Below are 22,742 nucleotides of genomic sequence, written 5' to 3'. Positions count from 1 at the left end.
CTACGCGGAATCCTTGGCGGCGGACCAGCCGCCGTCGACGGTCAGCTCGGCCCCGGTGACGAACGACGCCGCGTCCGAGAGCAGGAACGCGATCACGTTGGCCACCTCGGCGGGCTGCCCGAGGCGCCCGGCCGGCGTCGCCTGGGCACTGCGTTCGCGGTCCGCCGGCGAGATGCGGTTCCAGGCCTCGGTGAGCACCGGTCCCGGCAGGACGGAGTTGACCCGGAGGGACGGTGCATATTCCACGGCCAGCTGCCGGGCCAGCGCGACCAGCGCGCCCTTGCTCGCGGCGTACGCGGGGTGGCCCGGCAGGCCGAAGTGCGCGTGCACCGACGAGACCAGCACGACCGCGCCACCTCGAGCCCGCAGCGACGGCAGGCAGGCTTTCAGGGCGAGGTACGTGCCGGTCAGGTTCACGTCGAGCTGGCGTTCCCACTCGGCGCGGCCGATCTCGTGCAGCGGCCCGGTGCTCGGCACGTAGGCGTTGCTGACCAGGGCGTCCACCTCACCGATGGCCGCCCACGTCGCTTCGTCGCTGACGCTGCCCCGGATCGGGACGACGCCCTCGGGGAGTTCGGCGATGTCCACGCCCAGCACGCGATAGCCGTCTTCGAGCAGCTTCCGGGCCGTGGCCAGCCCGATCCCGGACGCCGCTCCGGTCACCACCGCCGTACGCGTGGACATCGCCGTTCTCCCCTTCCTAGAACTTCGCTACGTGGACATGGTCGTCCGGCCCGCGGGCGGCGAACCACAGCGACCCGCCGTCGGACGCGGCGCCGAGGGTTCCCACGATGCTCCCGCTCGGGTACTCCGGCCGCTTGAACCAGCCGGCCCACGAGCCGGACCACTCGTTGGCCCACAGCGAGTAGTCGCTCGCGGACGCGGTGAGCGCGACCTTCGCGCCGACGGCGACGAGCGTCGGGCTGCTGCCGACTGTGCCACCGATGCCGGTCCAGTCCGACCACGTGTCGCCGGTCTTCGTGCGGGCCCAGACGCTGTCGTCGGCCGTGCGGACCGCGACGACCGTGCCACTCGTGGCCGTCGCCGAGCCGGGTCGGCCGAAGATCGGCTTGCCGCCGGGCGCCCCGAGACCGGACCACTGACCGGCACTGGTCCGCTGCCAGACCTGACCGTCGGCACCTCTCGCGAAAACGGTTCCATCGGTGGTGACGGACGGCGAATCGGTGAGCGCGCCGCCGAGCCGCTTCCAGTCGCCCCACTTCTTCGTATAACTGCGCTGGTAGAGGGCGTTGTCGAGGCCGCGGACGTAGACGTCGATCTTGCCATCGGAAGCGACCGCGGCCGGCTGGCCGAGGAACTTGCCGCCGACCTGGCGCGGCCCGTCGAGACCCTTGACCTGCAGGGACCCGCTCTGGTCGCGGAAGAACGTCACGGTCTTGCCGCCGGTGCGGACGATCGCCGGGCTGGCGGACGCGTCGCCGCCGAGGTCATCACCCGGGACGAGGTCGGTACCGTGCAGGCGGAGGAACGCGGTGCCGTGCGCGGGGACCGTGACCGTGTACGAGCCGGTCGCGCTGCCGCGGTCGGCGCGGGCGCGGAGGTCGCGAATGGACACTCGACCGTTGAGCCCGGCGTCGGCGAAGTTCAGCGTCATCTGCGTCGGCGTCTCGCCGCGGTTCAGCAGGACCACCGAGCGGTCACCGTCGCGGTCGAGAACCTTGCTGTAGGTGTCGGTGCTGCCGCTCGACGCGACGCGGACGCCCTGGATGCCGAGGCGGTCCTGGTTGACGCCCACGATCTCCGGGTTCTTCAGCGTCTTGAGCATCGACGCGGGGAGCGTGCGCGGGTCGGAACCGAGGATCAGCGGGGAAGCCATCTCCGCCCACATGACGAACTGGGTGGTCGACTCCTCCTCGTTCAGCTCGTAGGTGCCCTGCTCGGTCTCGCGCATCGGGATCAGGTAGTCGGGGTCGTTGTAGTGACCCGGCCCGTTCGCCTCGGGGTGCGCGGCGTTGGCGTCCATGTTGCGCAGGACGTCGGTCCAGATGCCCTCGTACGGCGTGCCGAACGCGATGTCGGTACTGGTGCGCCAGGAGTCGGCGACGAGCGGGCCGTAGCTGTAGGCGATGCCGGCGACCTGGTCGGGCCCGTGCGGAGTGCCCCACTCGTCGGTGACCGGGTTGCAGACGTTCAGCACCATCGGACGGCCCGCCTTGGCGAGGGCCTGGCTGAACTGCGTGAACGCCTCGGCGGGCTTGAGGTTCTGGACGATGCCGCAGAGGAAGTCGACCTTGACGGCGTCGAACTTCCAGTTCGCGAACCGCTTGGTGTCCTGCTCGTAGTAGCCGCCGGAGCCGGCCGCGCAGTTCTTGCCGTCGGAGGCGCCCGCGTCGGTGTAGATGCCGGCTTTCAGGCCCTGGCCGTGCAGGTAGTTGACCAAAGTGGACAGTCCACTCGGGAACTTCGCTCTGTCCTCGTGGAGGTTGCCCTGCGCGTCACGCGGATCGGGGGCGGTCCAGCCGCCGTCGATCCAGACGTAGCGGTAGCCGGCGTCGCGCAGGCCGCTGGAGACGAGGAAGTCCGCGACGGACTTCACCGACGCCTCGCTGGGCGCGCCGAGGCCGTAGTAGGTGTTCCAGCCCATGTACGGGGTCTTCGCGACCCCGCTGTCGTAGTAGTCGGGAGCGCCTTGGTCCACGGCCGGGGTTGCTTGTGCTGGGATCGCGATGGCGGTGAGCGCGGCAGCTGCCGCGGCTACGACCGCTAGAGATCTTTTCAGGAGCATGTTGCCGGACACCCTTCTCCAGTGAACAGGTGTAGTGCGGGGGTTCCGGGTGGCGGAGTCCCCGGCCCGGGGCGAAGCCCCGGATGACAGAGCGTCGAGCGAAGCCGGATGCAGCATGCCGGGGCGTCTCGGCTTCCGTCAAGAATAAATCCTAAATTAAGATTTCACGCGCTATGCTGTCGGCGATGAACACCGAAGTCGTCACTCTCGGCGAGGCGATGCGGCTGCTGCTCGCCGAGCCCGGCGTCGCCCTGCGGCGCGCCCACACCTTCACCTCGTCCGTCGCCGGCGCCGAGACCAACGTCGCGGTCGGCCTGGCCCGGCTCGGCCACCGCGTCCGCTGGCTGAGCCGCGTCGGCGACGACCCGTCCGGCGCGCACGTGCTCGCGACCCTGCGCGCGGACGACGTCGACGTCTCGCGGGTCGAAGTCGATCCGGACGCGTACACCGGGTTCCTGATCCGGGACACCGAGACGGTCGAGTACCACCGAAGCGGCTCCGCTGCTTCGCGTCTGTCAGCTGCGTACGTACGCGAAGCAGGTCTCGACGGCGCTCGGCTCGTACACGTCTCCGGCATCACGGCGATGCTGTCGTCCGACGCGCGCGAAGCCGTCGAAGCGCTCTTCGCGCTGGCACGCGCTTCGGGGGCTTGGGTGTCCTTCGACCCGAACGTCCGGCTGAAGCTCGCGAAGCCGGACCGCTGGCGCTCGGTGGCCGGGCCACTGCTGACCAGGGCGGACCTCGTCTTCGCCGGAGAAGACGAGCTCGAACTACTCGGGCAGACGCCGGACGCGCTGCTCGCGGGCCGGGCGCGGACGGTGGTCGTCAAGCAGCGGAACAAGATCGCGCGGGCGGTGACGGCGGACGGGTCGTGGTGGCAGCCGAGCCTGGTCACGCGGGTCGTCGACCCGGTCGGGGCGGGTGACGCGCTGACGTCGGGGTACCTGTCGGCGTGGCTGCGGGGCGCGTCGCCGGAGGAAGCGCTGCGGGCGGGCGCGGCCTGCGCGGCGCTGGTCGTCGGCACGCGGACGGACCTGGAAGGCCTGCCCGACCGGGGCGAACTCACCAAGGCACTGCTCGGCACGGAGGTGGACCGATGACCTATCGCTGGGAGATCACGGCGGCGGCTTTGCGCCAGGGCGTCGTCGGAATCGTGCGCACGCACGACGCGGAATCGGCGGTTTCGGCGGCCCGCGCGGCCCTGGAAGCCGGGCTGCGCTCGATCGAGCTGCCGCTGACGAACCCGGGCGCGCTGGACGCGATCGCGGGACTGTCGGCGGCCTACCCGGACGCGACGATCGGGGCCGGCACGGTCCTCGACGAGGCGTCGGCGGTGCTGGCGATCCGCGCGGGCGCACGGTTCCTGGTGTCGCCGTCGGTGGACGCGACGGTGATCCGAACCGCTCACCGGTACGGCGCGGCGGCTTTCCCCGGCGCGGGCTCGGTGACCGAAATCGTGCGGGCGCTGGAGGAAGGTGCCGACGCGGTCAAGGTGTTCCCGGCGTCGGCGCTGAGCCCGTCGTGGGTGAAGGACGTGCGGGCGGCGCTCCCGCAGGCGCCGCTGGTGCCCACCGGCGGCATCGGACCGGCGGACGTGCCACAGTGGCTGGCGGCGGGCGCGGTGGCGTGCGGAGTCGGCTCGGCGCTGACCCGCGGCACGGCCGCGGAGGTCTCCGCCCGGGTCGAGACGCTGTTGAGGAGCGCGCATGGCTGAGCTGGTCTTCGTCGGGTGCTACACCGGCGACGCGGGGAACGGCACCGGGATCACGACGTTCTCGCGGTCCGCCACGGGTGAGCTGACCGAGGTGGCCACGCTGCCGCTCGAATCGCCGTCGTGGCTGGTGCGGCACCCGTCGCTACCGGTGCTGTACGCGGTGAACGAGACCTCTTCGGGCGCGGTCACGGCGCTGTCCATCTCGCCTTCGGGCTCGTTGTCGGTGCTGGGCACCTTGGAGACGGGTGGGGCGCACCCGTGTCACCTGGCGGTGACGCCGGACGGCCGGTTCCTGCTGTGCGCCAACTACACCGGGGGCAGCCTGGCGGTGTTCTCGCTCTCCTCGTCGGGCGCGCTCGAGTCTCGGACGGCGTTGGCCCAGCACACCGGAACCGGGCCGGACGCGGACCGTCAGGAGGCGGCGCACGTCCACATGGCGGTCCCGTCGGCCGACGGTTCGGTGGTGAGCGCGGTCGACCTGGGAACGGACGAGATCCGCAGCTACACGCTGTCTTCGTCGGGTGCTTTGGAGCTGCTGGCCGTGTCTTCGCTGCCGCCGGGCACGGGCCCGCGCCAGCTGGTGCGGCGGCCGGGTACCGACCTCGCTTACGTGGTGGGCGAACTGGCCGGAACGGTGGTGACGGTCCGCGAGACTTCGCCGGGCGCGTTCTCGGTCGTGGCAGTCACCGCGTCGACGCTGTCGCCGGTGACGCCCAACCTGGTGGCCCACCTGGAACTGGCGGACGCGCGGATGTACGTGTCGAACCGCGGCCCGGACTGCGTGACGGAGTTCGCCCTCGACGAGGCGGTGGCGGTGGCCGACCAGCCGTGCGGCGCGAACCCGCGCCACTTCGCCCTGATGGACGGGACTTGTTACGTGGCCGCGCAGTCGGAGGACGCGATCACGGCGTTCACGCTGACCGCGTCGGGCGAGGCGGAACTGAAGCACTACCCGACGGGCTCACCGACGTTCGTGCTGCCGGCGTAGGACGACCACGTCCGCGTCGTGGTCCGCCGTCCAGTCGAACGGGAGACCCGCGTACTTCAAGTGCGTTCCCGAGTACCGGATTCCCTTTTCGTCCACATAGGACGACTCAGCGTGCACCTCGAGCCGCACCCGCGACGATCGGCCCGGCACCAGCGGTGCTCCGGTCAACCGGCCCGTGCTCCACGCCAGCACGACGACCGTGTCGCCGTCCTCGGACGTGTACTGCGTTGCCGCCGTCGGGACTGACGGGCCCGCGAGGACCCGGGCCACGCCGTGGTGGATGACCGGGCGGATCGACTTGTAGACCGCGATCAGCGACGCCGCTTCCGCGTGCTGCCCGGGTGTCCAGCGCGAGAGGTCCGCGCCGATGCCCAGCACACCCGCCATCGCCGTCACGAACCGGAACCGCAGGGACCGGGGACGCGGGTCGAACACCCCCGGCGAGTCCGTCACCCACGAACTCATCAGGTGCGGCGCGTGCATCAACAGGAACCCGTCCTGGATCGCCAGCCGGTCCAACGGTCCCGTGTTGTCACTCGGCCACACCACGTCCGTGCGAGCCACCGTCGCCAGGTCCGTCCGGCCCCCGCCACCGGCACAAGCCTCGATCGTGACGTGCGGATGTGCGGCACGCAGGTGATCCAAGATCGACAAGTACCCCGCCACGTGCTCGGCGTCCAAGTCCGCAACAGGCGAACCCGGGCGGCCGCGTTCCGTCGGGGGACGGTTCATGTCCCACTTCAGGTACGAGATCGGATACGTCGTCAGCAACGTGTCCAGAGTGGACTTCACGAAGGAAACGACCTCAGGCAGACCCAGGTCCAGCAGGAGCTGATTCCGGATCAAAGTGAGCGGCCGTCCGTCGATCCGGTACACCCAATCCGGATGCGACGCGTAGAGCTGCGACTTCGGGCTGACCGCCTCCGGCTCGACCCACAGGCCGAACTCCAGACCCAGCTCCCGCACCGAGTCGACGAACTCCCCGAACGACTCCTCCGCCGGGGTCCAGTCGCCGAGACCCCCGGTGTCGTCATCGCGGCCGGTGAACCAGCCGTCGTCGACCACGAACAGCTCGACACCGATGTCCGCCGCCCGCTTCGCCAGTTCCAGCTGGTGCGCGCTCCGGACGTCGAACCCCGTGGCTTCCCAAGAGTTGTAGAGCACCGGACGCGGACGTCGCCACCGCGAGCCGGCCAGCACGCGGTCGTAGTCGTGCCACCCGGAGGCCAGCCCGGAAAGTCCGTCCACACTGGACGCAAGGGCAACCGCGGGTGTCACCAGCGAAGCGCCGGGTTCCAAAAGCACAGGGCCGGGCGAAGGCAGCCGCCCGGCGCGGATGCGCGTCAAGCCCGAAGGTTCGACGTCCGCCTCGATCGACCACGAGCCCGGCCACTCCAGGGAGACCCCGAACGCCGGACCACCGGACGCGTCCTGCACCGCCAGCCACGGCACGTGCGCGTGCCCCGGAACGCCGAAGCGGCTTTCCATGCGGAACCCGCCCGCGGGCAGCGAAACGGACTGGCGCGTGAACTCCTGCGACCACTGCCCGGTCAAGTACGTCAGCCGAGCGCCGGACACCGTCGGGACGCACACGCCTGCCGAGCCCAGCCGGTCGAACTCCAGGGTCGACGAGCCGGTGTTCGTGAACTCGACCCAGCGCGTCAGGACGTCCGTCTCGGGCACCGGCCGGTAACAGAGCACGGCCCGCAGTCCGGTCAGCTCATCCACAAAGGACACACGTAGGTCAGCGGCAGAAGAGGCGCCGTCGAACCGCCACCACGAACCGCCGCGGACCGAGACGTCCGCGCCCGAGAACGGACGCAGACCCAGCGGCGCGTACTCCACCGGCGCCGCGTCGGCCTCGGTGATGAAGTGCACCGAGCCCGCGTTCGCGAACACCGACGGCCCGTCCTCGATCCCGGCCGGCCCCCATGCCACCAGCTCCAGCCAGCGCTCGGTGGGGTCCAGCGCCACCGTGTACGAAGTGGACTTCATCGACACGGTCCACGTCACTTGATCGCCCCGATCGCGAGTCCGGAAATGAAGTGCTTCTGGAACCGCAAGAACACCGCGACCGTCGGCACGGCGGCGATCACCGAGCCCGCCGCGATCACGTTCCAGTTGGACACGTACTGCCCCTGCAGGCCGAGCAGCGCCGGCGTCACCGGCATCACCGTCCCGGTGCGCAGCACGGTGATCGACCACAGCAGGTCGTTGAATGTCCAGGTGAACGCCAGCGCGCCGAGCGCCGCCAGCGCCGGGCGGGTCATCGGCAGGATGATCCGCCAGAAGATCTGCGCGACCCCGGCGCCGTCGATCAGCGCCGCCTGCTGGATCTCGCCCGGGATCGACCGCATGAACCCCTGCAGGACGAACATGTAGAAGCCGAGCCCGAACCCGACCTGCACGACGATCAGCGCGGTCAGCGTGTCGTAGATGCCCAGCAGCTCCGACAGCTTCGCCACCGGCACGAGCAGGATCTGCGGTGGCAGCAGGTTCCCGGACAGCATGACCAGGATGATCGTGCGGCGGAACGGGATCGTGTACCGGCTCAGCGCGAACGCCGCCGCCGACGCGAGCAGCAGCGACAGCAGCACGGTCGGGATCGTCACGAGCAGGCTGTTCAGCATCGCGTGCCCGCCGCCGCCCTCGCCCCACGCCTGCCCGAACCCGGCGAGCGAGAACGAGCCGGGCAGCGCGCCGAGGCCGTTCGACGCGATGTCGTCGAACGACCGGACGCTCGTCGTCAGCACGAGCAGGATCGGCAGGAGCCACAGCACCGCCAGCCCGCCCGCGAGCAGGTGGAAGCCGAAGGTCCGGGCCCTCACTGGTCGTCCTCCCGGAACGCGCGCACGAGGTAGGTCACGATCACGCCGAACGCCAGCACGAAGATCACCACGGCCAGCGCGGACGCGTAGCCGAGGCGCAGCGACTGGAACGCCGTCGCGTACATGTAGGTGCTGAGCACCTCGGACGAGTGGTACGGCCCGCCCTTGGTCATCGACCAGATGACGTCGAACGATCGCAGCGAGTCGATGATGATCACCGACAGGACCACCGAGTTGACGCTGCGCAGCTGCGGCCAGGTGACGTTGCGGAACTGCTGCCACGCGGTCGCGCCGTCCAGTTTGGCCGCTTCGTACAGCGCCGGGTCGATGCCCTTGAGGCCGGCCAGGTACAGCACCATGACGTACCCGAGCTGCCGCCACAGCGCCGGCACGAGCACCGCGTACAGCGCGGTCTTCGGGTCGGCGAGCCAGGCGTGCTGCCAGCTGCCGAGCCCGACCGCGCCGAGGAGCTTGTTGAAGACGCCGTCCGGCTGGTAGATCACCTGCCAGATCAGCGACGTCGCGACCAGCGAAAACACCACCGGCGTGAACAGCGCGGCCCGGTAGAACCCGACGCCGCGGCGCTCCTTCTGCAGCAACGTCGCCAGCGCGAGCCCCCCGACGGCCGAGAGGCCGCCGAAGAGCACGAGCCAGATCACCGTGTCCAGCGCCGCCGTCTTGAAGATGTCGTCGGAGAACATCTCGGCGAAGTTCCCCAGGCCGACGAACGTGGGCGCCGAGACGCCGTCCCAGTTCGTCAGCGACAGGTAGAACCCCTGCAGCGCCGGCCAGAACACCCAGAACCCCTCGACGACGAGGGGCACCAGGACGAACGCCAGCAGCACGGGCGAGACCCGGCGACGACGACGTTTCGCGGCCAGGAACGCCGTGTCGGGCCTCTTCGCGGTCAGCACCGCCATCTCAGGACTGCCAGACCTTCTGCGCGGCGGTCTGCCAGTCGCTCAGGATCGAGTCGAGCTCGTTGGGCTTCTGGATGAACCGGATCAGCGCGGCGTCGGCGGTCGGCTGCAGCGCGTCGGAGGAGTCGCGGTTGAAGAACTGCGTGATCTCCTTGGCGTCGGTGAGCAGCTTCCGTCCCTTTTGGACCAACGGCGTGCCGTTGTCCTTGGCCTTCGGGTTGGTCGGCAGGACCGTGCCGGAGGAGTTCTTGATGTAGAGCTCCTGCGCCTCGGCCGTCGCGACGTACTTGAACCACTCCTTGGTCTCGGCGACGTGCGGGGTGCGCGCGCTGGCGAAGAAGCCGTCGGTCGGGCCTTCCTCGGCTACCGGCACGGCCGGGTCGAGGATCGGGAACTGGAAGAAGTCGAGGTCGTCGAGGGCGTCCTTCGGGGCGGCGTCGGCGAAGAACGTGCCGGTCAGGACCATGCCGGTGCGGCCCTGGAGCAGCACGGTCGTGGCGTCCTGGAACGCGATCGCGGTGCCGTTCGGGTCGAAGTACGGCAGGGCCTGGCGCCACGGGTCGAAGATCTTCTTGACGCGCGGGTCGTCGAAGCGCTGCTTGCCGGCGAGCAGTTCGCGGTGGAACGGCGCGCCGTTGATCCGGATGTTCAGGTAGTCGAACCAGGCGGACGCGGTCCACGGCGTGTTGCCGCCCGCGCCGAGCCCGATGGGCGCGATTCCCTTGCCCTTCAAGGTTTCGCACAGCGCGAGGAACTCGCTCCAGTTCGTCGGCGGCTGCACGCCCCACTTCGCGAAGTTGGACTTGCGGTAGAAGAAGCCCCACCAGTAGTAGGACGTCGGGATGAAGACCTGGTGGCCGGCGCCGTCGCCGGAGAGCGCGCGGAACGCGGCGCTGTAGTCGCCCATGGTCTGCCAGACGTCGCCGACGTCGAGCAGCAGGCCCTTGCGCGCGTAGCCGGACAGCAGCGACCCCGGGTACCACGTGTAGGTGTCCGGCGGGGTGGCGGCGGTGAGGTAGCTGGGCAGCTGGGTCCGGAAGGTCTCCGACGCGACGGTGTTGACCGTCGCCGTCGCGCCGCCCTTCGCGCCGAACGCCTGCGCCAGCGCTTCGATCGCCTTCTTCGCCTCGGGCGAGGAAAGGTTCGACTGGACGGTGACCGCGCCGGCGGCCTGCTTGACCGGGCCGGAGTTCGCGGAGGTGGCGCAGGCGGCGAGGAAGCTGCCCGAGCCGATGGCGCCCAGCCCGGCCAGGCTCGTGTTGCGCAGGAAACGACGGCGGGACAGGCCTGCACTCGTCATGTCGTGACCCCTTTGTCATGGTGCTGTCTTCGGCGCCCGCTCGGGCGTGACTGCTGCCAAAGAGTGCAACCGGGCGACGCCGGTGTCAAGATGTATTCATAATTTATGACGACTTAGTGAGCGGCGTAGGATGTCCCCGATCACGACCTGCCAGCCGAGAGGGCCCCTCCATTGACCGAACACCGGCCACGCGGGTTGCACGGCCAGACCGTGGAGGCACTGGCCAGCCGGATCCTCTCCGACGAGTGGGGCGAGGGCACCGTCCTGAATCTGCCGGCGCTGCGCGAAGAGCTCGACATCAGCCTGACCGCGCTGCGCGAGGCGCTGAAAGTGCTGGCCGCGAAGGGGATGATCGACGCCCGCCAGAAGCGCGGCACGTTCGTCCAGCCGCGCGAGAAGTGGAACATGCTCGACGCCGACGTCATGCGCTGGCAGACCGCGGCCGCCGACGACCCCGTCCTGCTCGACGAGCTCACCGAGGTCCGCACGGTCGTCGAGCCGGCGGCGGCGCGGATCGCGGCCGAGCGGGCGTCGGAGGAGGACCTCAAGTCGTTGCGCGAGGCGCTGGCCGACATGGCCGCGGCCGACGACGCCGAAGCGAGCGTCCAAGCCGACCTCGCGTTCCACCGGCGGCTGATGGGGGCCACCCACAACAACTTCCTGATGCGGATGGAACGCGTCATCGCGATCGGGCTGGCCGAGCGCGACAAGCTGGTGCACGGGGCGTCGGCGGCGGAGGACCCGGTGCCGAGCCACCGGAAGGTGTTCGACGCGATCGTGGCCGGCGATCCCGTGGCGGCCGAGCAGGCGATGCTGGCGCTGGTCACGAAGTCCCGCGACGACTTGGCGAAGGCTCAGCGCAAGTCTTGACAAGTGCATGGCGGTAACTCGTCGATTAAGGAGATTGCACTGGAGTCAGGCGTAGGTCTGTGCCGTAATGGGTGCATGACAAACGTTCTGACAGCGGTCGTCCAGGCGGCCGAGAAGGCCGGACAGGCGTTGCTGGCTTCGTACGACCCGGCGAGCCGGCCGGCGGACCGGACCGAGATGTACGAGGTCGGCACCCGCCTCGAAGCGACGTCGACGGCGATCGTGCGCGAGGCGCTCGACGGCGTCGCGCCCGGCGTCGGCTGGTGGGACGAAGACGAGACCGGCCGGGTCGTGCCGGCCGGGCGGTGGTGGGTGGTCGACGGCACCGAAGGCGCGGTCAACCACGTGCACGGCCTGCCGGAGTGGGGCGTGACGATCACGCTGGTCACGGACGGGCGGCCGGAGCTGACCGTCTTCCGCCAGCCGATCGGCGACCTGACGTACACGGCGGAGCGCGGGCAGGGCGCGTTCCTCAGCGGGCAACGGCTGCGTGCCTCGGCGAAGACGGACCTCTCGGCCGCGGCGGTGACCGCGAGCCAGGGTGGCAACGACGACGCCGTCTACGAGCGGTTCGCGGGCGCGTTCGCGGCGATGGCGTCGCGGGCTTTGCTGGTGCGCAACACGATTCCGACGGTGTTCCCGTTGCTGGGCCTCGCCGCCGGGCAGTACGACGTGTTCTGGCAGTACGAACCCGACCTGCCGGGCTCCGCGGCCGGCGCTCTGCTGGCCGGGGAAGCGGGCGCGATCGTCACCGACCTCACCGGGGCGCCGTGGGACGTCAACGCGTCCGACATCCTGGTCGCCGCACCGGGTTTGCACGCCGCGGCGCTCGAGGTGCTGAAGTGAGCCGGGTGACGGTGCTCGGCGCGTCGGGCGCGGTGGGCAGCGAGCTGGTGCGGCAGGCCCTTTCGCGCGGGCACGAGGTGGTGGCCATCAGCCGTCACGCGTCGGCTACCGGCGAGCGGCTGGTGTCGGTGGCGGCCGACGTCCATGACGCCGCCGAGATCGCGAAAGCGTTGCGGGGCAGCGAAATCGTGCTCGACGCGCTGGGTTTGCGGAAGGGCGACCCACCTGGGGTACTGACCGCCGGGGCTCGCGCGGTGGTGGCCGCGGCGCCGTCGCGGGCGGTGTCGGTGGGGGCGTTCGGAACCGGGCCGTCGGCGCGGGCGGCCGGATGGCTGACCCGGACGTTGCTCGAGCGGTTCATGAAGAACGAGCTGCCGGACAAGGTCGCGGCGGACACGGCGATCCTCGGCATGGGCGGAACGGTGGTGCACGTGGGGCCGATGAAGACCGGCCCGATCAGCCCGACGCGGCGGGAGGTGCGGATCGACACGGCGCCGCACCGGTGGTTCCCGCCGATGATCAGCCACGCCACGGTGGCGGCGGCCATGCTGGACGCGGCGGAGAGCGGGCCGCGCGGCGAGGTGCTGGTGGCACTGCCCAAGTGACACCGCGGCGCGGGCGGGTCCGGCTCGGCTGCGAACGACATGAAAGAGTCGTTCACCTCGCCTGACGACATGAAAGAGTCGTTCATGTCGTTCGGGCCGGCCCCGCGACCCGGCCGCGCCACCTCAATCTCGGGCTGCTGGTTCTTCTCCCTCCAGCACCTGGGCCAGCGCGGCGCGGCAGTGGCCGCGCAGCCACTCGTGCGCCGGGTCCGTGTCGTAGCGGCTGTGCCAGCTCAGGACCACCTGGGGCCTCGGCAGGTCCAGCGGCAGCTCCGTCGCCGCCAACCCCACGTCCGCCCGCGCCAGGGCCGTGGCCCGGATCGGCATCACCCCGGCGACGTCGCTGTGCGCGATCGCCTGCAGCGCCAGCGCTGCCGTCGGGAGCGCCGCCACCACCCGGCGGCGCAACCCCAGCTCCGCCAGCGCCTTGTCCACCCCGTCACGCAACCGCCCACGCCGGGACACGATCACGTGCTCGGCCGCCGCGAACTCCTCGATGCCGAGGGCGACCCCGGCGCGCGTCACCAGCACCAGCCGGTCCTCGCCGACCACGTCGTGGCTGATCTCCGGCGCGCCCGGCACCGTCGCCCCGACCTCCAGGTCGACGTGCCCGCGCGCCAGGTCGGGCGTGTCCACCGGCGCCTCCGCCAGCAACCGCAAGCCGATCCCGGGCGCCTCGGCCGACGCCGTCCGCAACAACGCGGGGAACAACGCCGCGAGCAGCGCGTCGTGGCCCTGGACGGTGAACGTGCGCCGCAGCGTCGCCGGGTCCACCGTGCGGGCCGGGGCCAGCACCCGGTTCGCGCGGGCCACCAGGGCCCGCACCTCGTCGCGCATCGCCAGCGCGCGGGGCGTCGGGGTCATCGTCCGGCCGGTGCGCACCAGGATGTCGTCCCCGGTCGTCGCCCGGATCCGGGCGAGCGTGCGGCTCATGGCGGGCGGCGTGAGGTGCAGCCGGTCGGCGGCCGCCTGCACGGAGTTCTCCTCCAGCAACGCGTCCAGGGCGGTCAGCAGGTTCAGATCCACCTGCACGACAGTAACGACTCAGGTGCCGTCGAGTGCGTTCCGCAGCATCCGGGACGCCGCCGCGCGCGGGGCCGGGTCGATCGCGATCAGTGCGTTGACGACGGCGCCGTCGACGAGGGCGATCAGCCGTTCGAGTTCATCGGAGGAAACCGGCGTGCCCGACCGCGCGAAGATCGCCGTCAGCAGCTCGTCGAGCTGGGCCGACAGCGTCCGCATCAGCGGCCGCAGATAGGGACGGCGACCGGTCGCGACCAGGCGTTCGTAGCGCAGGAGCACCGCTTCCGCGTCGGCCTCCTGGTCGTCGGTCTCCGGCCCGAGCAGCATCTCCAGCACCAGGTCGACGGTCGCCTGCACCCCGCGGTTGCGGGTCGCCAGCTCCTCCAGCCGGTGGCGGCCCGCCGCCAGCTCCGCGTTCGAGTGGTGCTCGACGGCCGCCGTGACCAGGTCTTCCAGCGAGTCGAAGTAGTACGTCGTCGAGGCGAGCGGCAGCCCCGCGCGCTCAGCCACCGCCCGGTGCCGGACGGCGTCGAACCCGCCCTCGACGAGCAGCTTCGCGGCGGCCTCGACGAGCGCGGCGCGCCGTCGTTCCCCTTTGGGAGTGGTCGCGGCGGTCATGACCGGTCATTCTGCCAACCGGGCGGACCGGGGCTCAGAAGCGGGGCGCGAGATCGCGCGCGAACGCGTCCACCTGGCCGGCGTACGGCGCCGTCGCTCCGGATGAAGGCACGCTCACCAGCACCAACGACCCGCCGGACGCGGTGGCCACCTGGGCCGTGACCGTGCCGGCCGGCTGGGACTTGAAGACCACGGGAATGCCTTTCGGGTACACCGCCGCGGACACTTCGCCGCCCGCAACCGGGAACCCGGCGGAACGCGAGCCCGTCGAACAGGCGCCGCCCGGCACAGCCGGGGTACCGGCGACGTGGCCGGGGAGCTCGCCAGCGAGGGCGATGGCGAGCTCCCCGTCCACCTGTTCGCACCCGGAGGCGCCTTCGGCCAGGTGGCCGGTCTTCCCGCCCTGGTCACCTCCCTGCCGAGGTGGTTCGGACGAGAAGTTCGGTGACTCCCCACCGACTTCAGGACGTGCCGGGCTCAAGCCGGGTTGCCCCGACCCCGGCCCGGATTGCGACGACAGGGCGCCGTTGTCCGCGGACGTCAACGACTCGGGGGTACCCCCGGACAGCACGCCGTACGCGCCGAACCCGACGACCACCAGCGCCGCGGCGCTCACCCCGGTGGTGATCCGGTTGCGGCGCCGCACGCTCTGGCGGCGGGATTCGCGGACGACGTCGTCCTGCGTGAACGTCGACGAGGGCGCGTCGCCGGGCGCGGCGGAGAACAACGAGCGCAGCTCCTGCTCATCCATTGGTCTCCACCTCCCGTTCCAGCACCTGCTTGAGGTTCGCCAGCCCGCGTGCGGTCTGGCTCTTCACGTTGCCTTCGCTGCAGCCCAGCTCCTTCGCCGCGCCGGTCACGTCGAGCCCTTCGAAGAACCGCAGGACCAGCACCGCCCGCTGCTTGGGCGGCACTTCCTTCAGCGCCGCGAGCAGGTCTTCCCTGGTCGCGACGAGGTCGTCGAGGCCCGGCGTGTCGTCGAGCGGCTCCGGCAGCACTTCGGTCTGCCACTCACGCCGCCACGGACGCCGCGATTCGTCGATCGACGCCCGGACGAGCGTCTTGCGGACGTACGCGTCGGTCGCCGCGCGATCCCTGATCTTCTTCCACCTCCGGTGCAGCGCGACGAACGCCGTCTGCGCGAGGTCGTCCGCCCGGTGCCAGTCGCCGCAGAGCATGTACGCGGTCCGGCGCACGGCGTCCCGCCTGGCGGCGAAGTACTCCGCGAACTCCTCCTCGTCGCGCTGGTCCACGCGCAGTCGTGCTCCGCTCTGTTGTCGTCGGTGGGTAGGACGGAATCAGGGGCGTCCACGGTTGCACGGACCGAGCGGGTTCGACCACCCGAGGCCTCATTGATCCCCGTCGGGTGGGTGTGATGTGATCACTCTGTGACCTTCACGCTGCCGCCGCTGGACTTCCGTTCCGACACCGTCACCCGTCCGGATGACACGATGCGCGCGGCGATGGCGTCCGCCGAAGTCGGGGACAACGTCCTCGAGCGCGACCCCACGGTCCAGGCGCTGGAGGAACGCGCCGCGCACGTCCTGGGCATGCCGGCCGCCCTGTGGGTGCCGAGCGGGACCATGGCGAACCTCGTCGCACTGAGCCTCCACCTGCAGCGCGGCGACCGGTTCCTCGCCACGCGGGGCGCGCACGTGCTGTCCAACGAGCTCGGCTCGGCGGCGTGGCTGGCCGGCGGGATGCCGGACATCCTGGAGCACGACGGCGGCCCGGGCCGCCCATCGCCCGACGCCCTCGCGGCCGCGATCGGACAACCCGGGCCGTACTTCACATTACGGACAACTCTGCTCTGCCTCGAGAACACGCACAACGCGGCCGGGGGCGCGGTGACGCCGCCCGACGAGCACGCCCAGCTGCTGTCCGTCGCGAAGGAAGCCGGCCTGACCGTGCACCTCGACGGCGCCCGGCTCTGGCAGGCCGCCGTCGCGCTGGAGGTGCCGCCCGCCGCGCTGACCGTCGGCGTCGACACCGTGTCGGCCTGCTTCAGCAAGGGCCTCGGCGCGCCGGTCGGCTCGGTCGTCGCGGGCAGCGTCGCGTTCGTCGAGCGGGCCCGCCGGATGCGGCAGATGCTCGGCGGCGGCGTCCGGCAGGGTGGCGTCCTGGCCGCGGCCTGCCTGGTCGCGCTGGACCGCATCCCCGAGCTGGCCGAGTCGCACGAGAACGCGCAACGGCTCGCCGAGGGCCTGACCGAATACGGCTGGGCGACGAACGTGCCGGACACCAACATCGTGCTCGCCGAGGTACCCGACATCCCGACTGCGCTGGCCTGGCTCGACTCGCTCGGGATCCGGGCGGTGCCGATGGCGGGCCGGGTCCGGTTCGTCACGCACCGGGACCTGAGCGCGACCGACGTCGAAGAAGCCTTGCGCCGGATCAAGACCGGCGCGTGACGAGTACTGGGGGCCCCGTGAACTGGATCGTGTTCGACTACGGCGACGTGCTGAGCAAGCCGAGCCTGGCCCGCCCGGACCTGGCCGCGGCGATGGGCGCGCCGCTGCCGGAGTTCGAGAAGGCGTACTGGGACTACCGGATTCCCTACGACGCCGGGAGCACTCCGCTCGAGTACTGGCAGACGGTCGGCAAGGCACTGGGCGTGTCCGTCGACGAACCGCTGTCGGCCGAGCTGACCCGCATCGACGTCGAGGGCTGGGCCCACCTCGAACCGTCTTCACAGGCGCTGTTCGAAGCGCTTTCCGAGGCCGGCGCGTCGCTGGCGCTGCTGTCGAACGCGCCGGTGGTGTTCGGCGAGTGGGTTCGCGCGCAGGAGTGGGCGCGCCACTTCCGCGTGACGCTCTTCTCGGGCGACGTCCGGTGCGTCAAGCCGGACGCGAAGATCTTCCGCCTGCTGCTCGACGAGCTCGGCGCGGAGCCGGCCGACTGCCTGTTCTTCGACGACCGTCCGTCCAATGTGGAGGGCGCACGCGCGGCCGGGCTCAAGGCGGAGGTCTGGAACGGCGCCGACGCGGCCCAGGCGTGGCTCGAGTGAGCCACGCCCGGTCACGGGCTCAGTAGCGGTTGATGCGGCGCGGGTCCTTCTTGCCGCCGCTGATCGCGCGGTAGCCGGCGGCGCCGAGGAACGCGATGCCGCCGATGATGGCGATCCACAGGACGGCCTTGAACACGAAGCCGATCACGGCGCCCAGCACCATGAACGCCACCCAGGCGACGATCAGGCCGCCGACGATCTTCCAGAACATGGCTTCCTCCGTTTGTTCCCGTGGCCCCTCCGGCCCGATGCCTCCACTGTGGCACCTCGGCCGGGGAAACTCCCCTCGTCGAGCCAACGTTCAGGGATGAATCAGGGTTCCCCCTGGCCGAGCCACGCCCCCAGCCGGCGGACGCCCTCGTCGATGTCGGCCGCGCTGCCGGCGAAAGAGAACCGCACGTACTTGCCGCCGTCGACCGGGTCGAAGTCGACGCCGGGCGTGATCGCCAGGCCCGTTTCGGCGAGCAGCCGCTGGCACCAGCTCAGACTGTCCTCGGTGTACGCGCTGACGTCGGCGTACGCGTAGAAGGCGCCGTCGGCGGGGGCGAGCTTGCCGAGGCCGATGCTCTCGAGGCCCGCGAAGAGCCGGTCGCGGTTGGCGCGGTACCGCTCGACGTGCGCGTCGGCCTCCGCGTACGCCTCCGGCGTGAAGGCGGCGAGCGCCGCGTACTGCGAAACCGCGGGCGGGCAGATGGTGAAGTTGCCGGTCAGGACGTCGACCGCGCGGTGGAGGCGCTGCGGCACGAGCATCCAGCCGAGCCGCCAGCCGGTCATCGCGAAGTACTTCGAGAAGCTGCCGAGCACGAGCGGCTCGCGGCCGAACTGCCACGCGCAGTCGAGCTCGGCGCCGTAGGAGATGCCGTGGTAGATCTCGTCACTGACCAGCTGCACGCCGTGCGACGAGCACCAGCCGGTGATCGCGGCGAGCTCCCCGGGCGGCAGGACGGTCCCGGTCGGGTTGCTGGGGCTGGCAACGATCAGGCCGTCGATCGGGCCGAGCTCGTCGAGCAGGGCGACGGTGGGCTGGAAGTTCGTCTCGGCGGTGGTGGCGAACTCGACGACCTCGCAGCCAAGGACGGCCAGCAGGTTGCGGTAGGCGGGGTAGCCGGGCCGGGCCATCGCGACCTTGGCACCGGGATCGAAGGCGCTGAGGAAGGCGAGCAGGAAGCCCCCGGACGAACCGGTGGTCATGACGACGTCCTGCGCGGCGACGTCAAGGCGGTACTTCCGCTGGTAGTGCCCGGCGACGGCCTCGCGCAGCTCGGGGATGCCGAGCTGTTCGGTGTAGCCGAGGGTGCTTTTGCCCAGCGCTTCGCGGGCGGCCTCGAGGACGGGCTGAGGCGCGGGCGCGGAAGGCTGCCCGGCGGCGAGCGACACGAGATCGCCGTGGCTGCGCTGCCGGGCGCCCGCCGCGGAGAGGACATCCATGACGTGGAAGGGCGGCACACCGGCCCGCAGCGCGGGACCCGCCTCGAGGTCGGCCATGCGGCCAGGCTAACGCGGAGAGGCCGCGCTCCAGTTCACCGAATTCACCGAAAGCCGTGAAGGCCCCCTTCACGGCATCTTGGGCCGGTAAGGGGGCCTTCACGGCATCTCGGGGGTCAGTACCCCGGTAGGCACAGTCACGGCCGCGCGCGGAGTCGGGTGTCGCGAATGAGTCATTGCGGGCGCCGGAGGTCCCGAATGAGTCATTCGCGACGTCGGGCGGGGTTGGCGACGTCATGAACGACCCTTTCCTGTCGCCGGACGTCATGAACGACCCTTTCATGACGTCCCGCCCGGCAAACGCGACTTGCCGGGGCCCTGGCATCTCGGGGGTCAGTACCCCTGGTAGGCACCACCGTGGGCCATGGCCTTGATGCCCGGCACGTTCCCGAGGCCGCCGTAGCGGTCGAAGGAGTACCGCACGCCGGCGATGATGTTGTCGACCGGGTTGTAGATGTTGTCGTGACCGGGCAGCTTGTGCGCGTTGAACGTCCCGTCGATGCACTGCATGAGCCCCTTGGACGGGTGCCCGGCAGCGGCATTGGAATTGCCGGTCAGGAAGAGGTGGTCGTCTTCCTGGGCCGTCCACGTGCCCAGTTCCGTGGTCACGCACCACACGTCGCCCCGCCCGGCGTCTTCCTTCCGCAGGAAGGCCCCCGTGACGACCGGGTTGTTCAGGTGCACGGAAAATTCCCGGCGCCAGGTCTCCGGCCGGCCCGCCCGCTCCACCGGGAGTACGCGAGGCCGCGATCCGGACAGGTAACCCGCCAGCGCGATCGCCTCGAGGACGGCACCGGGCGCCTGGTAGATGACCGTCTGAGGTGCGGAGTAGCCAGGCCGCAGGTAACGGGTGCCCTCGGCGTCGATGATCGCTTCGAGCCACGCCGCACGCTGAGCGGCGGACATCGCCAGCACCTGGGCGGCCGCTTCGGACTTGGGATTCCCCGCTCGCGCGAGCAGGTCCTGGGCGTAGTCGTGGTCCAGCCGGAACTGGTGGCGGGGTCCGCACCCGCCGCGATCGTCGACGTACACCGCGTGCGGCACGCCGTCGAGAAGCCGGCGGATCTTCTCCACCATTTCGGGCTTCGACTGCGCGATGGACATGGTCGGGCGGTGCTGCCTCGTCTCGATGTGACCATCACCGGCGATCCACCCGAGGATCGCCGCTTCAGGCACGGAGACATCCAGCGACGACTCCGTCGCGGCAGGTGCCGTCAGAAGGATCCGGTCGCGAGAGCGGACGTCTTGAGTGGTGACAAAGCGAGGCTCGGTCTCGTACTGGTTCTCCTGCTTCGGCGAAACGAAGCCGTGCTTCTTTCGCCGATGCACGGCGACACCGTTCTCCGGCTGATGCGCCGCGCGCGGCTCCCAGCCGCACTCCGGGCAAACCACCGGCAGGTCAGTGCGCCTGACATTGACCCGCGGCAGGGTGAGCCAGCGGTGGTTCGGCGTCGTGGTCGCCTGCCACCGGGAGTTGCTCATCCGGACCAGCTGGGCATCTTCGTGGTGGACGACCCGGGTGATCCGCGTCCACTCGCTGTGCCCGGTGGCCGGGTTGAAGCCGATCGTCTCGTCGCCGACCTCGACCGCGTCGTGCTTCAGGAGGCCGCGCTTGGTCACGATCATCGTGTCCAGCGGCACGCAGTCCCAGTTGTTGATGGCGTTGGGATTCCCGCCCGACTCGTGCTGGATGATCGCCCAGATGTTGGGGATGTCGGCATCGGTCACCGGCACGCCGGCGGCCTGGAGGGCCTTGATGGCTTCCTGGATCCACTGCTGGACGTTGCCCGGGGGCGGCGAGGACGGGGGGCCGCCGCTGGGACCGAGGCCGCCTCCGCCGCCACCACCACCACCGCCTCCTCCGCCACCGCCGCCGCCGTGGGAGGAACCGTTGCTGTGGATGCCGCCGGTGCTCTTCGGCGCCGCGGGAGTGCTGCTCGGCAGGGGGACCTGGTCGTAGCCGCCCTCGATCTGCTGGGACATCAGCGTCTGCGAGGCCTTGATCGCCGTGTCGGCCTGGGTCTGCAGGCTGGCGACGTCGGCGTCGAAGCCGGCCGTGATGGTGTGGATGTCCTTCTTCGCCTGGTCGAGGATCTCCCCGGCGGACGGGCTCGGGCCGGGCTTGCCCTCGTCCATCGCCTTCTTCGCGCCGTCCAGCGCGACCTTGATGTCGGTCGCCGCCTTGGTGTTGCGCTCGTTGACCGCGGTCTCGGCGGAGTTCTGCTTGTCCGAGACCTTGCGCTTGATCTCCGCGAGGTTGGTCTGCAGGGTGTCGAGGTCCTTGGCGACGTCCTCGAGGTGCGTCTGCACCTTGGTACCGGCGTCGCGCACCTGGCGGACGTAGGTGAAGAACTGGTCCGCGGCCGGGCCGGCCCAGACTCCGCCGTTGAGCGCGTCCGTCGAAGACTTCAGCGACGCGTTGTGGTCACCGGCGTTCTTGCCCGCCTCACGAAACTGCGTCGCCGCGTCCGTGATTTTCTGCAGGTTCACCTTTTCGACCTGGTCGACCTTCTTCATGAAGGCGTCCCAATTGTCCGGCGTTCCGGCGCCGACCCCGTTCAAAGCCACTCTGGTGCCCCCTGCTCAGTTCACTTGTCGACGTGCAGCTTGAGGTCGCTCGCCCCGACCTGGTCGGTCTCGGCGATCAGGCCGGCGGCCTTGCGCATGGCGAACCCCAGCGCCTCCATGTGCTTGCCCGCGGCATCGAACTGGCTGTGCACGCCGTCCTTGAACTTGCCGACCGCGCTGTGCGCGTCGCCTTTGTCGTCCATCCCGCCGAAGGGGCTTTCGTGCTCGTGGTCCAGGCCGGTGACCTTGTGCTTGGACTTTTCGAACTCGTCCTTCAGCTTCTCCACCTGGCCGGCCGCGATGGCCATCGAGTCGGCGTCGTAGACAGGCACGGTTCGTCATCCCCTTCGCGAACTTGGGTCCGCCCGATCAGACGTCGTCATGACCCGGACGGTTCCCGCGCTTACTTTAATGACTTCCCGCGCGCCGCGCGTACCGTTCCCCGCCAACTTCCACCCGGCGGGCTCAGGCCTCCGCCATCAGTTCCCGGATCCTCGTCGCCAGCAGGGCGTTGTCCGCCGGGGTCACCGTCGCCCACTCGCGGCCTTCCCGGTCCGAGACCGCCTGGAACAGGTAGCGCCCCGCGTCCGTGTCGAAGAACGCCACCACGCGGCCCGCCCGGTGGGCCATTCCGTCACGGCCGGCACGCTCGGCGCCGAACTGGCCCCGGGCCTCCTGGCCCAGCAGCATCCCGGACAGCTCCTGGGCCTGGAACAGCTCCACGCCCCGGTCCGCCAGCGACGTGACCAGGGCCTTCGCGTCGCCCTTCGCGGCGGCGTCGGAAGACCGGAGCACGTCGTAGGGAATGCTCACCGTCTGGCCGATGCCCGGTCCGAGATCTCCCGCCACCGAGACCGCCGCCTCCGGGAGGCCGTCCTCCGTGGCCGGGATCAGCCAGACCTCGCCGTTGTCCACCACCGCCAGCACCGCCTGGCCGCGGACGCTCACCGCGCGGCCGCGGATCTCGCGCTCGGCCCACACCCACACGTCGATGCCGAACTGGGGGCGGGCCAGCAGGTGCAGCTGGTCCGCCACCTCACCCGACACCCGGCCGTTGCGGGCCAGGCGCCGCTCGCTCAGCGACGCCCACGCCGCCTCCACCACTTCCCGCCGCTCGGTGCGGGTGGTTCCCTCGCTCGGCACGTCCAGCGCGACGTGCTTGCGCGGCAGTTCGAGCGACTCCCAGAGCACGTCGAACTCACGCGCGGACAGCACCAGCGACAC

22 protein-coding genes and 2 pseudogenes are annotated in these 22,742 nt (G+C 70.6%); 8 read left to right on the top strand and 16 right to left on the bottom strand.

Annotation, left to right across the window (positions count from 1 at the left end):
- Both AB0N03_RS17605 and AB0N03_RS17600 read right to left on the bottom strand, forming a co-directional pair.
- Nucleotides 1–684 (bottom strand): SDR family oxidoreductase, encoded by a 684-nt coding sequence (locus AB0N03_RS17605; RefSeq protein WP_364372175.1) that lies wholly within the window; start codon nucleotides 682–684, stop codon nucleotides 1–3.
- A gap of 16 nt (nucleotides 685–700) precedes the next feature.
- Complete coding sequence (locus AB0N03_RS17600; protein ID WP_364372173.1) at nucleotides 701–2,659, bottom strand: hypothetical protein; 1,959 nt, start codon at nucleotides 2,657–2,659, stop codon at nucleotides 701–703.
- Between the two features lie 272 nt (nucleotides 2,660–2,931).
- Between AB0N03_RS17600 and AB0N03_RS17595 the strand changes: the two genes are divergently transcribed.
- Genes AB0N03_RS17595 through AB0N03_RS17585 form a run of 3 tightly spaced genes read left to right on the top strand, consistent with a single transcriptional unit; the run spans nucleotide 2,932 to nucleotide 5,448 of the window.
- On the top strand, nucleotides 2,932–3,846 hold the full coding sequence (locus AB0N03_RS17595; RefSeq protein ID WP_364372171.1) for a sugar kinase: 915 nt from the start codon (nucleotides 2,932–2,934) through the stop codon (nucleotides 3,844–3,846).
- Entirely contained in the window at nucleotides 3,843–4,460 is a 618-nt protein-coding gene (locus tag AB0N03_RS17590) for a bifunctional 4-hydroxy-2-oxoglutarate aldolase/2-dehydro-3-deoxy-phosphogluconate aldolase (RefSeq protein WP_364372169.1), read from the top strand. The genes AB0N03_RS17595 and AB0N03_RS17590 overlap by 4 nt, the downstream gene beginning before the upstream one ends.
- Complete coding sequence (locus AB0N03_RS17585) at nucleotides 4,453–5,448, top strand: beta-propeller fold lactonase family protein (RefSeq protein WP_364372167.1); 996 nt, start codon at nucleotides 4,453–4,455, stop codon at nucleotides 5,446–5,448. Before AB0N03_RS17590 ends, AB0N03_RS17585 begins: the two co-directional genes overlap by 8 nt.
- Here the strand turns inward: AB0N03_RS17585 and AB0N03_RS17580 are convergent.
- The 4 genes from AB0N03_RS17580 to AB0N03_RS17565 are packed head-to-tail and all read right to left on the bottom strand — an operon-like array spanning nucleotide 5,422 to nucleotide 10,496.
- On the bottom strand, nucleotides 5,422–7,461 hold the full coding sequence (locus AB0N03_RS17580) for an alpha-galactosidase (RefSeq protein ID WP_364372165.1): 2,040 nt from the start codon (nucleotides 7,459–7,461) through the stop codon (nucleotides 5,422–5,424). The genes AB0N03_RS17585 and AB0N03_RS17580 overlap by 27 nt on opposite strands.
- Complete coding sequence (locus AB0N03_RS17575) at nucleotides 7,458–8,276, bottom strand: carbohydrate ABC transporter permease (protein WP_364372163.1); 819 nt, start codon at nucleotides 8,274–8,276, stop codon at nucleotides 7,458–7,460. The genes AB0N03_RS17580 and AB0N03_RS17575 overlap by 4 nt, the downstream gene beginning before the upstream one ends.
- Complete coding sequence (locus AB0N03_RS17570) at nucleotides 8,273–9,196, bottom strand: sugar ABC transporter permease (protein ID WP_364372162.1); 924 nt, start codon at nucleotides 9,194–9,196, stop codon at nucleotides 8,273–8,275. The genes AB0N03_RS17575 and AB0N03_RS17570 overlap by 4 nt, the downstream gene beginning before the upstream one ends.
- Nucleotide 9,197: 1 nt before the next feature.
- Nucleotides 9,198–10,496: an extracellular solute-binding protein gene (locus AB0N03_RS17565; protein ID WP_364372160.1), complete on the bottom strand. Its 1,299-nt coding sequence runs from the start codon at nucleotides 10,494–10,496 to the stop codon at nucleotides 9,198–9,200.
- 171 nt (nucleotides 10,497–10,667) lie between these two features.
- On the opposite strand from AB0N03_RS17565, the gene AB0N03_RS17560 reads away from it, so the two are divergent.
- The 3 genes from AB0N03_RS17560 (at nucleotide 10,668) to AB0N03_RS17550 (ending at nucleotide 12,817) form a co-directional block, all read left to right on the top strand.
- Nucleotides 10,668–11,366 carry an FCD domain-containing protein gene (locus tag AB0N03_RS17560; protein ID WP_364372158.1) on the top strand — a complete coding sequence of 233 codons (699 nt, stop codon included), beginning with the start codon at nucleotides 10,668–10,670 and terminating at the stop codon, nucleotides 11,364–11,366.
- Between the two features lie 75 nt (nucleotides 11,367–11,441).
- Entirely contained in the window at nucleotides 11,442–12,212 is a 771-nt protein-coding gene (locus tag AB0N03_RS17555) for an inositol monophosphatase family protein (protein ID WP_364372156.1), read from the top strand.
- Nucleotides 12,209–12,817: an NAD(P)H-binding protein gene (locus tag AB0N03_RS17550; RefSeq protein WP_364372153.1), complete on the top strand. Its 609-nt coding sequence runs from the start codon at nucleotides 12,209–12,211 to the stop codon at nucleotides 12,815–12,817. The genes AB0N03_RS17555 and AB0N03_RS17550 overlap by 4 nt, the downstream gene beginning before the upstream one ends.
- 123 nt (nucleotides 12,818–12,940) lie before the next feature.
- Here the strand turns inward: AB0N03_RS17550 and AB0N03_RS17545 are convergent, their stop codons facing one another.
- From AB0N03_RS17545 to AB0N03_RS17530, 4 genes are read right to left on the bottom strand one after another with little or no spacing between them, the layout of a single operon-like run.
- A complete protein-coding gene (locus AB0N03_RS17545; protein ID WP_364372150.1) occupies nucleotides 12,941–13,843 on the bottom strand; it encodes a LysR family transcriptional regulator in 903 nt (300 codons plus the stop codon).
- Between the two features lie 18 nt (nucleotides 13,844–13,861).
- Nucleotides 13,862–14,458: a TetR family transcriptional regulator gene (locus AB0N03_RS17540; protein WP_364372147.1), complete on the bottom strand. Its 597-nt coding sequence runs from the start codon at nucleotides 14,456–14,458 to the stop codon at nucleotides 13,862–13,864.
- 34 nt (nucleotides 14,459–14,492) lie between these two features.
- Complete coding sequence (locus AB0N03_RS17535; RefSeq protein WP_364372145.1) at nucleotides 14,493–15,209, bottom strand: hypothetical protein; 717 nt, start codon at nucleotides 15,207–15,209, stop codon at nucleotides 14,493–14,495.
- Nucleotides 15,202–15,711, bottom strand: a complete 510-nt coding sequence (locus AB0N03_RS17530) for a SigE family RNA polymerase sigma factor (protein WP_364372142.1) — start codon at nucleotides 15,709–15,711, stop codon at nucleotides 15,202–15,204. The genes AB0N03_RS17535 and AB0N03_RS17530 overlap by 8 nt, the downstream gene beginning before the upstream one ends.
- Before the next feature lie 135 nt (nucleotides 15,712–15,846).
- Between AB0N03_RS17530 and AB0N03_RS17525 the strand changes: the two genes are divergently transcribed.
- Both AB0N03_RS17525 and AB0N03_RS17520 read left to right on the top strand, forming a co-directional pair.
- Nucleotides 15,847–16,869 (top strand): GntG family PLP-dependent aldolase, encoded by a 1,023-nt coding sequence (locus tag AB0N03_RS17525; RefSeq protein ID WP_364372139.1) that lies wholly within the window; start codon nucleotides 15,847–15,849, stop codon nucleotides 16,867–16,869.
- 17 nt (nucleotides 16,870–16,886) lie between these two features.
- A complete protein-coding gene (locus AB0N03_RS17520; protein WP_364372136.1) occupies nucleotides 16,887–17,465 on the top strand; it encodes an HAD family phosphatase in 579 nt (192 codons plus the stop codon).
- 19 nt (nucleotides 17,466–17,484) lie between these two features.
- Here the strand turns inward: AB0N03_RS17520 and AB0N03_RS17515 are convergent, their stop codons facing one another.
- The 6 genes and pseudogenes from AB0N03_RS17515 to AB0N03_RS17490 form a co-directional block, all read right to left on the bottom strand.
- Complete coding sequence (locus tag AB0N03_RS17515; protein ID WP_155548045.1) at nucleotides 17,485–17,676, bottom strand: hypothetical protein; 192 nt, start codon at nucleotides 17,674–17,676, stop codon at nucleotides 17,485–17,487.
- A 101-nt stretch (nucleotides 17,677–17,777) separates the two neighbouring features.
- On the bottom strand, nucleotides 17,778–18,950 hold the full coding sequence (locus AB0N03_RS17510; RefSeq protein WP_364372133.1) for a pyridoxal phosphate-dependent aminotransferase: 1,173 nt from the start codon (nucleotides 18,948–18,950) through the stop codon (nucleotides 17,778–17,780).
- A gap of 333 nt (nucleotides 18,951–19,283) precedes the next feature.
- Nucleotides 19,284–19,499, bottom strand: a pseudogene (locus AB0N03_RS17505) (transglycosylase SLT domain-containing protein); the annotation flags it as partial.
- A gap of 1,758 nt (nucleotides 19,500–21,257) precedes the next feature.
- Nucleotides 21,258–21,467: pseudogene (locus tag AB0N03_RS17500) on the bottom strand (WXG100 family type VII secretion target); the annotation flags it as partial.
- A 71-nt stretch (nucleotides 21,468–21,538) separates the two neighbouring features.
- Nucleotides 21,539–21,850, bottom strand: a complete 312-nt coding sequence (locus tag AB0N03_RS17495; protein ID WP_364372130.1) for a hypothetical protein — start codon at nucleotides 21,848–21,850, stop codon at nucleotides 21,539–21,541.
- Nucleotides 21,851–21,983: 133 nt separating this feature from the next.
- Entirely contained in the window at nucleotides 21,984–22,742 is a 759-nt protein-coding gene (locus AB0N03_RS17490) for an ESX secretion-associated protein EspG (RefSeq protein WP_364372127.1), read from the bottom strand.

The organism is Amycolatopsis sp. NPDC051061 (assembly GCF_040682935.1).
Lineage (GTDB): Bacteria > Actinomycetota > Actinomycetes > Mycobacteriales > Pseudonocardiaceae > Amycolatopsis.
Note: the sequence above shows the minus strand (reverse complement) of the source record. Positions and strands in the feature narration are given on the sequence as shown.

What these genes read in the sequence shown, in the direction of transcription:
- AB0N03_RS17605 (WP_364372175.1), bottom strand. Translation starts at nt 684, where the DNA reads ATGTCCACGCGTACGGCGGTGGTGACCGGAGCGGCGTCCGGGATCGGG.
- AB0N03_RS17595 (WP_364372171.1), top strand. Translation starts at nt 2,932, where the DNA reads ATGAACACCGAAGTCGTCACTCTCGGCGAGGCGATGCGGCTGCTGCTC.
- AB0N03_RS17590 (WP_364372169.1), top strand. Translation starts at nt 3,843, where the DNA reads ATGACCTATCGCTGGGAGATCACGGCGGCGGCTTTGCGCCAGGGCGTC.
- AB0N03_RS17585 (WP_364372167.1), top strand. Translation starts at nt 4,453, where the DNA reads ATGGCTGAGCTGGTCTTCGTCGGGTGCTACACCGGCGACGCGGGGAAC.
- AB0N03_RS17570 (WP_364372162.1), bottom strand. Translation starts at nt 9,196, where the DNA reads ATGGCGGTGCTGACCGCGAAGAGGCCCGACACGGCGTTCCTGGCCGCG.
- AB0N03_RS17565 (WP_364372160.1), bottom strand. Translation starts at nt 10,496, where the DNA reads ATGACGAGTGCAGGCCTGTCCCGCCGTCGTTTCCTGCGCAACACGAGC.
- AB0N03_RS17555 (WP_364372156.1), top strand. Translation starts at nt 11,442, where the DNA reads ATGACAAACGTTCTGACAGCGGTCGTCCAGGCGGCCGAGAAGGCCGGA.
- AB0N03_RS17540 (WP_364372147.1), bottom strand. Translation starts at nt 14,458, where the DNA reads ATGACCGCCGCGACCACTCCCAAAGGGGAACGACGGCGCGCCGCGCTC.
- AB0N03_RS17535 (WP_364372145.1), bottom strand. Translation starts at nt 15,209, where the DNA reads ATGGATGAGCAGGAGCTGCGCTCGTTGTTCTCCGCCGCGCCCGGCGAC.
- AB0N03_RS17515 (WP_155548045.1), bottom strand. Translation starts at nt 17,676, where the DNA reads ATGTTCTGGAAGATCGTCGGCGGCCTGATCGTCGCCTGGGTGGCGTTC.
- AB0N03_RS17510 (WP_364372133.1), bottom strand. Translation starts at nt 18,950, where the DNA reads ATGGCCGACCTCGAGGCGGGTCCCGCGCTGCGGGCCGGTGTGCCGCCC.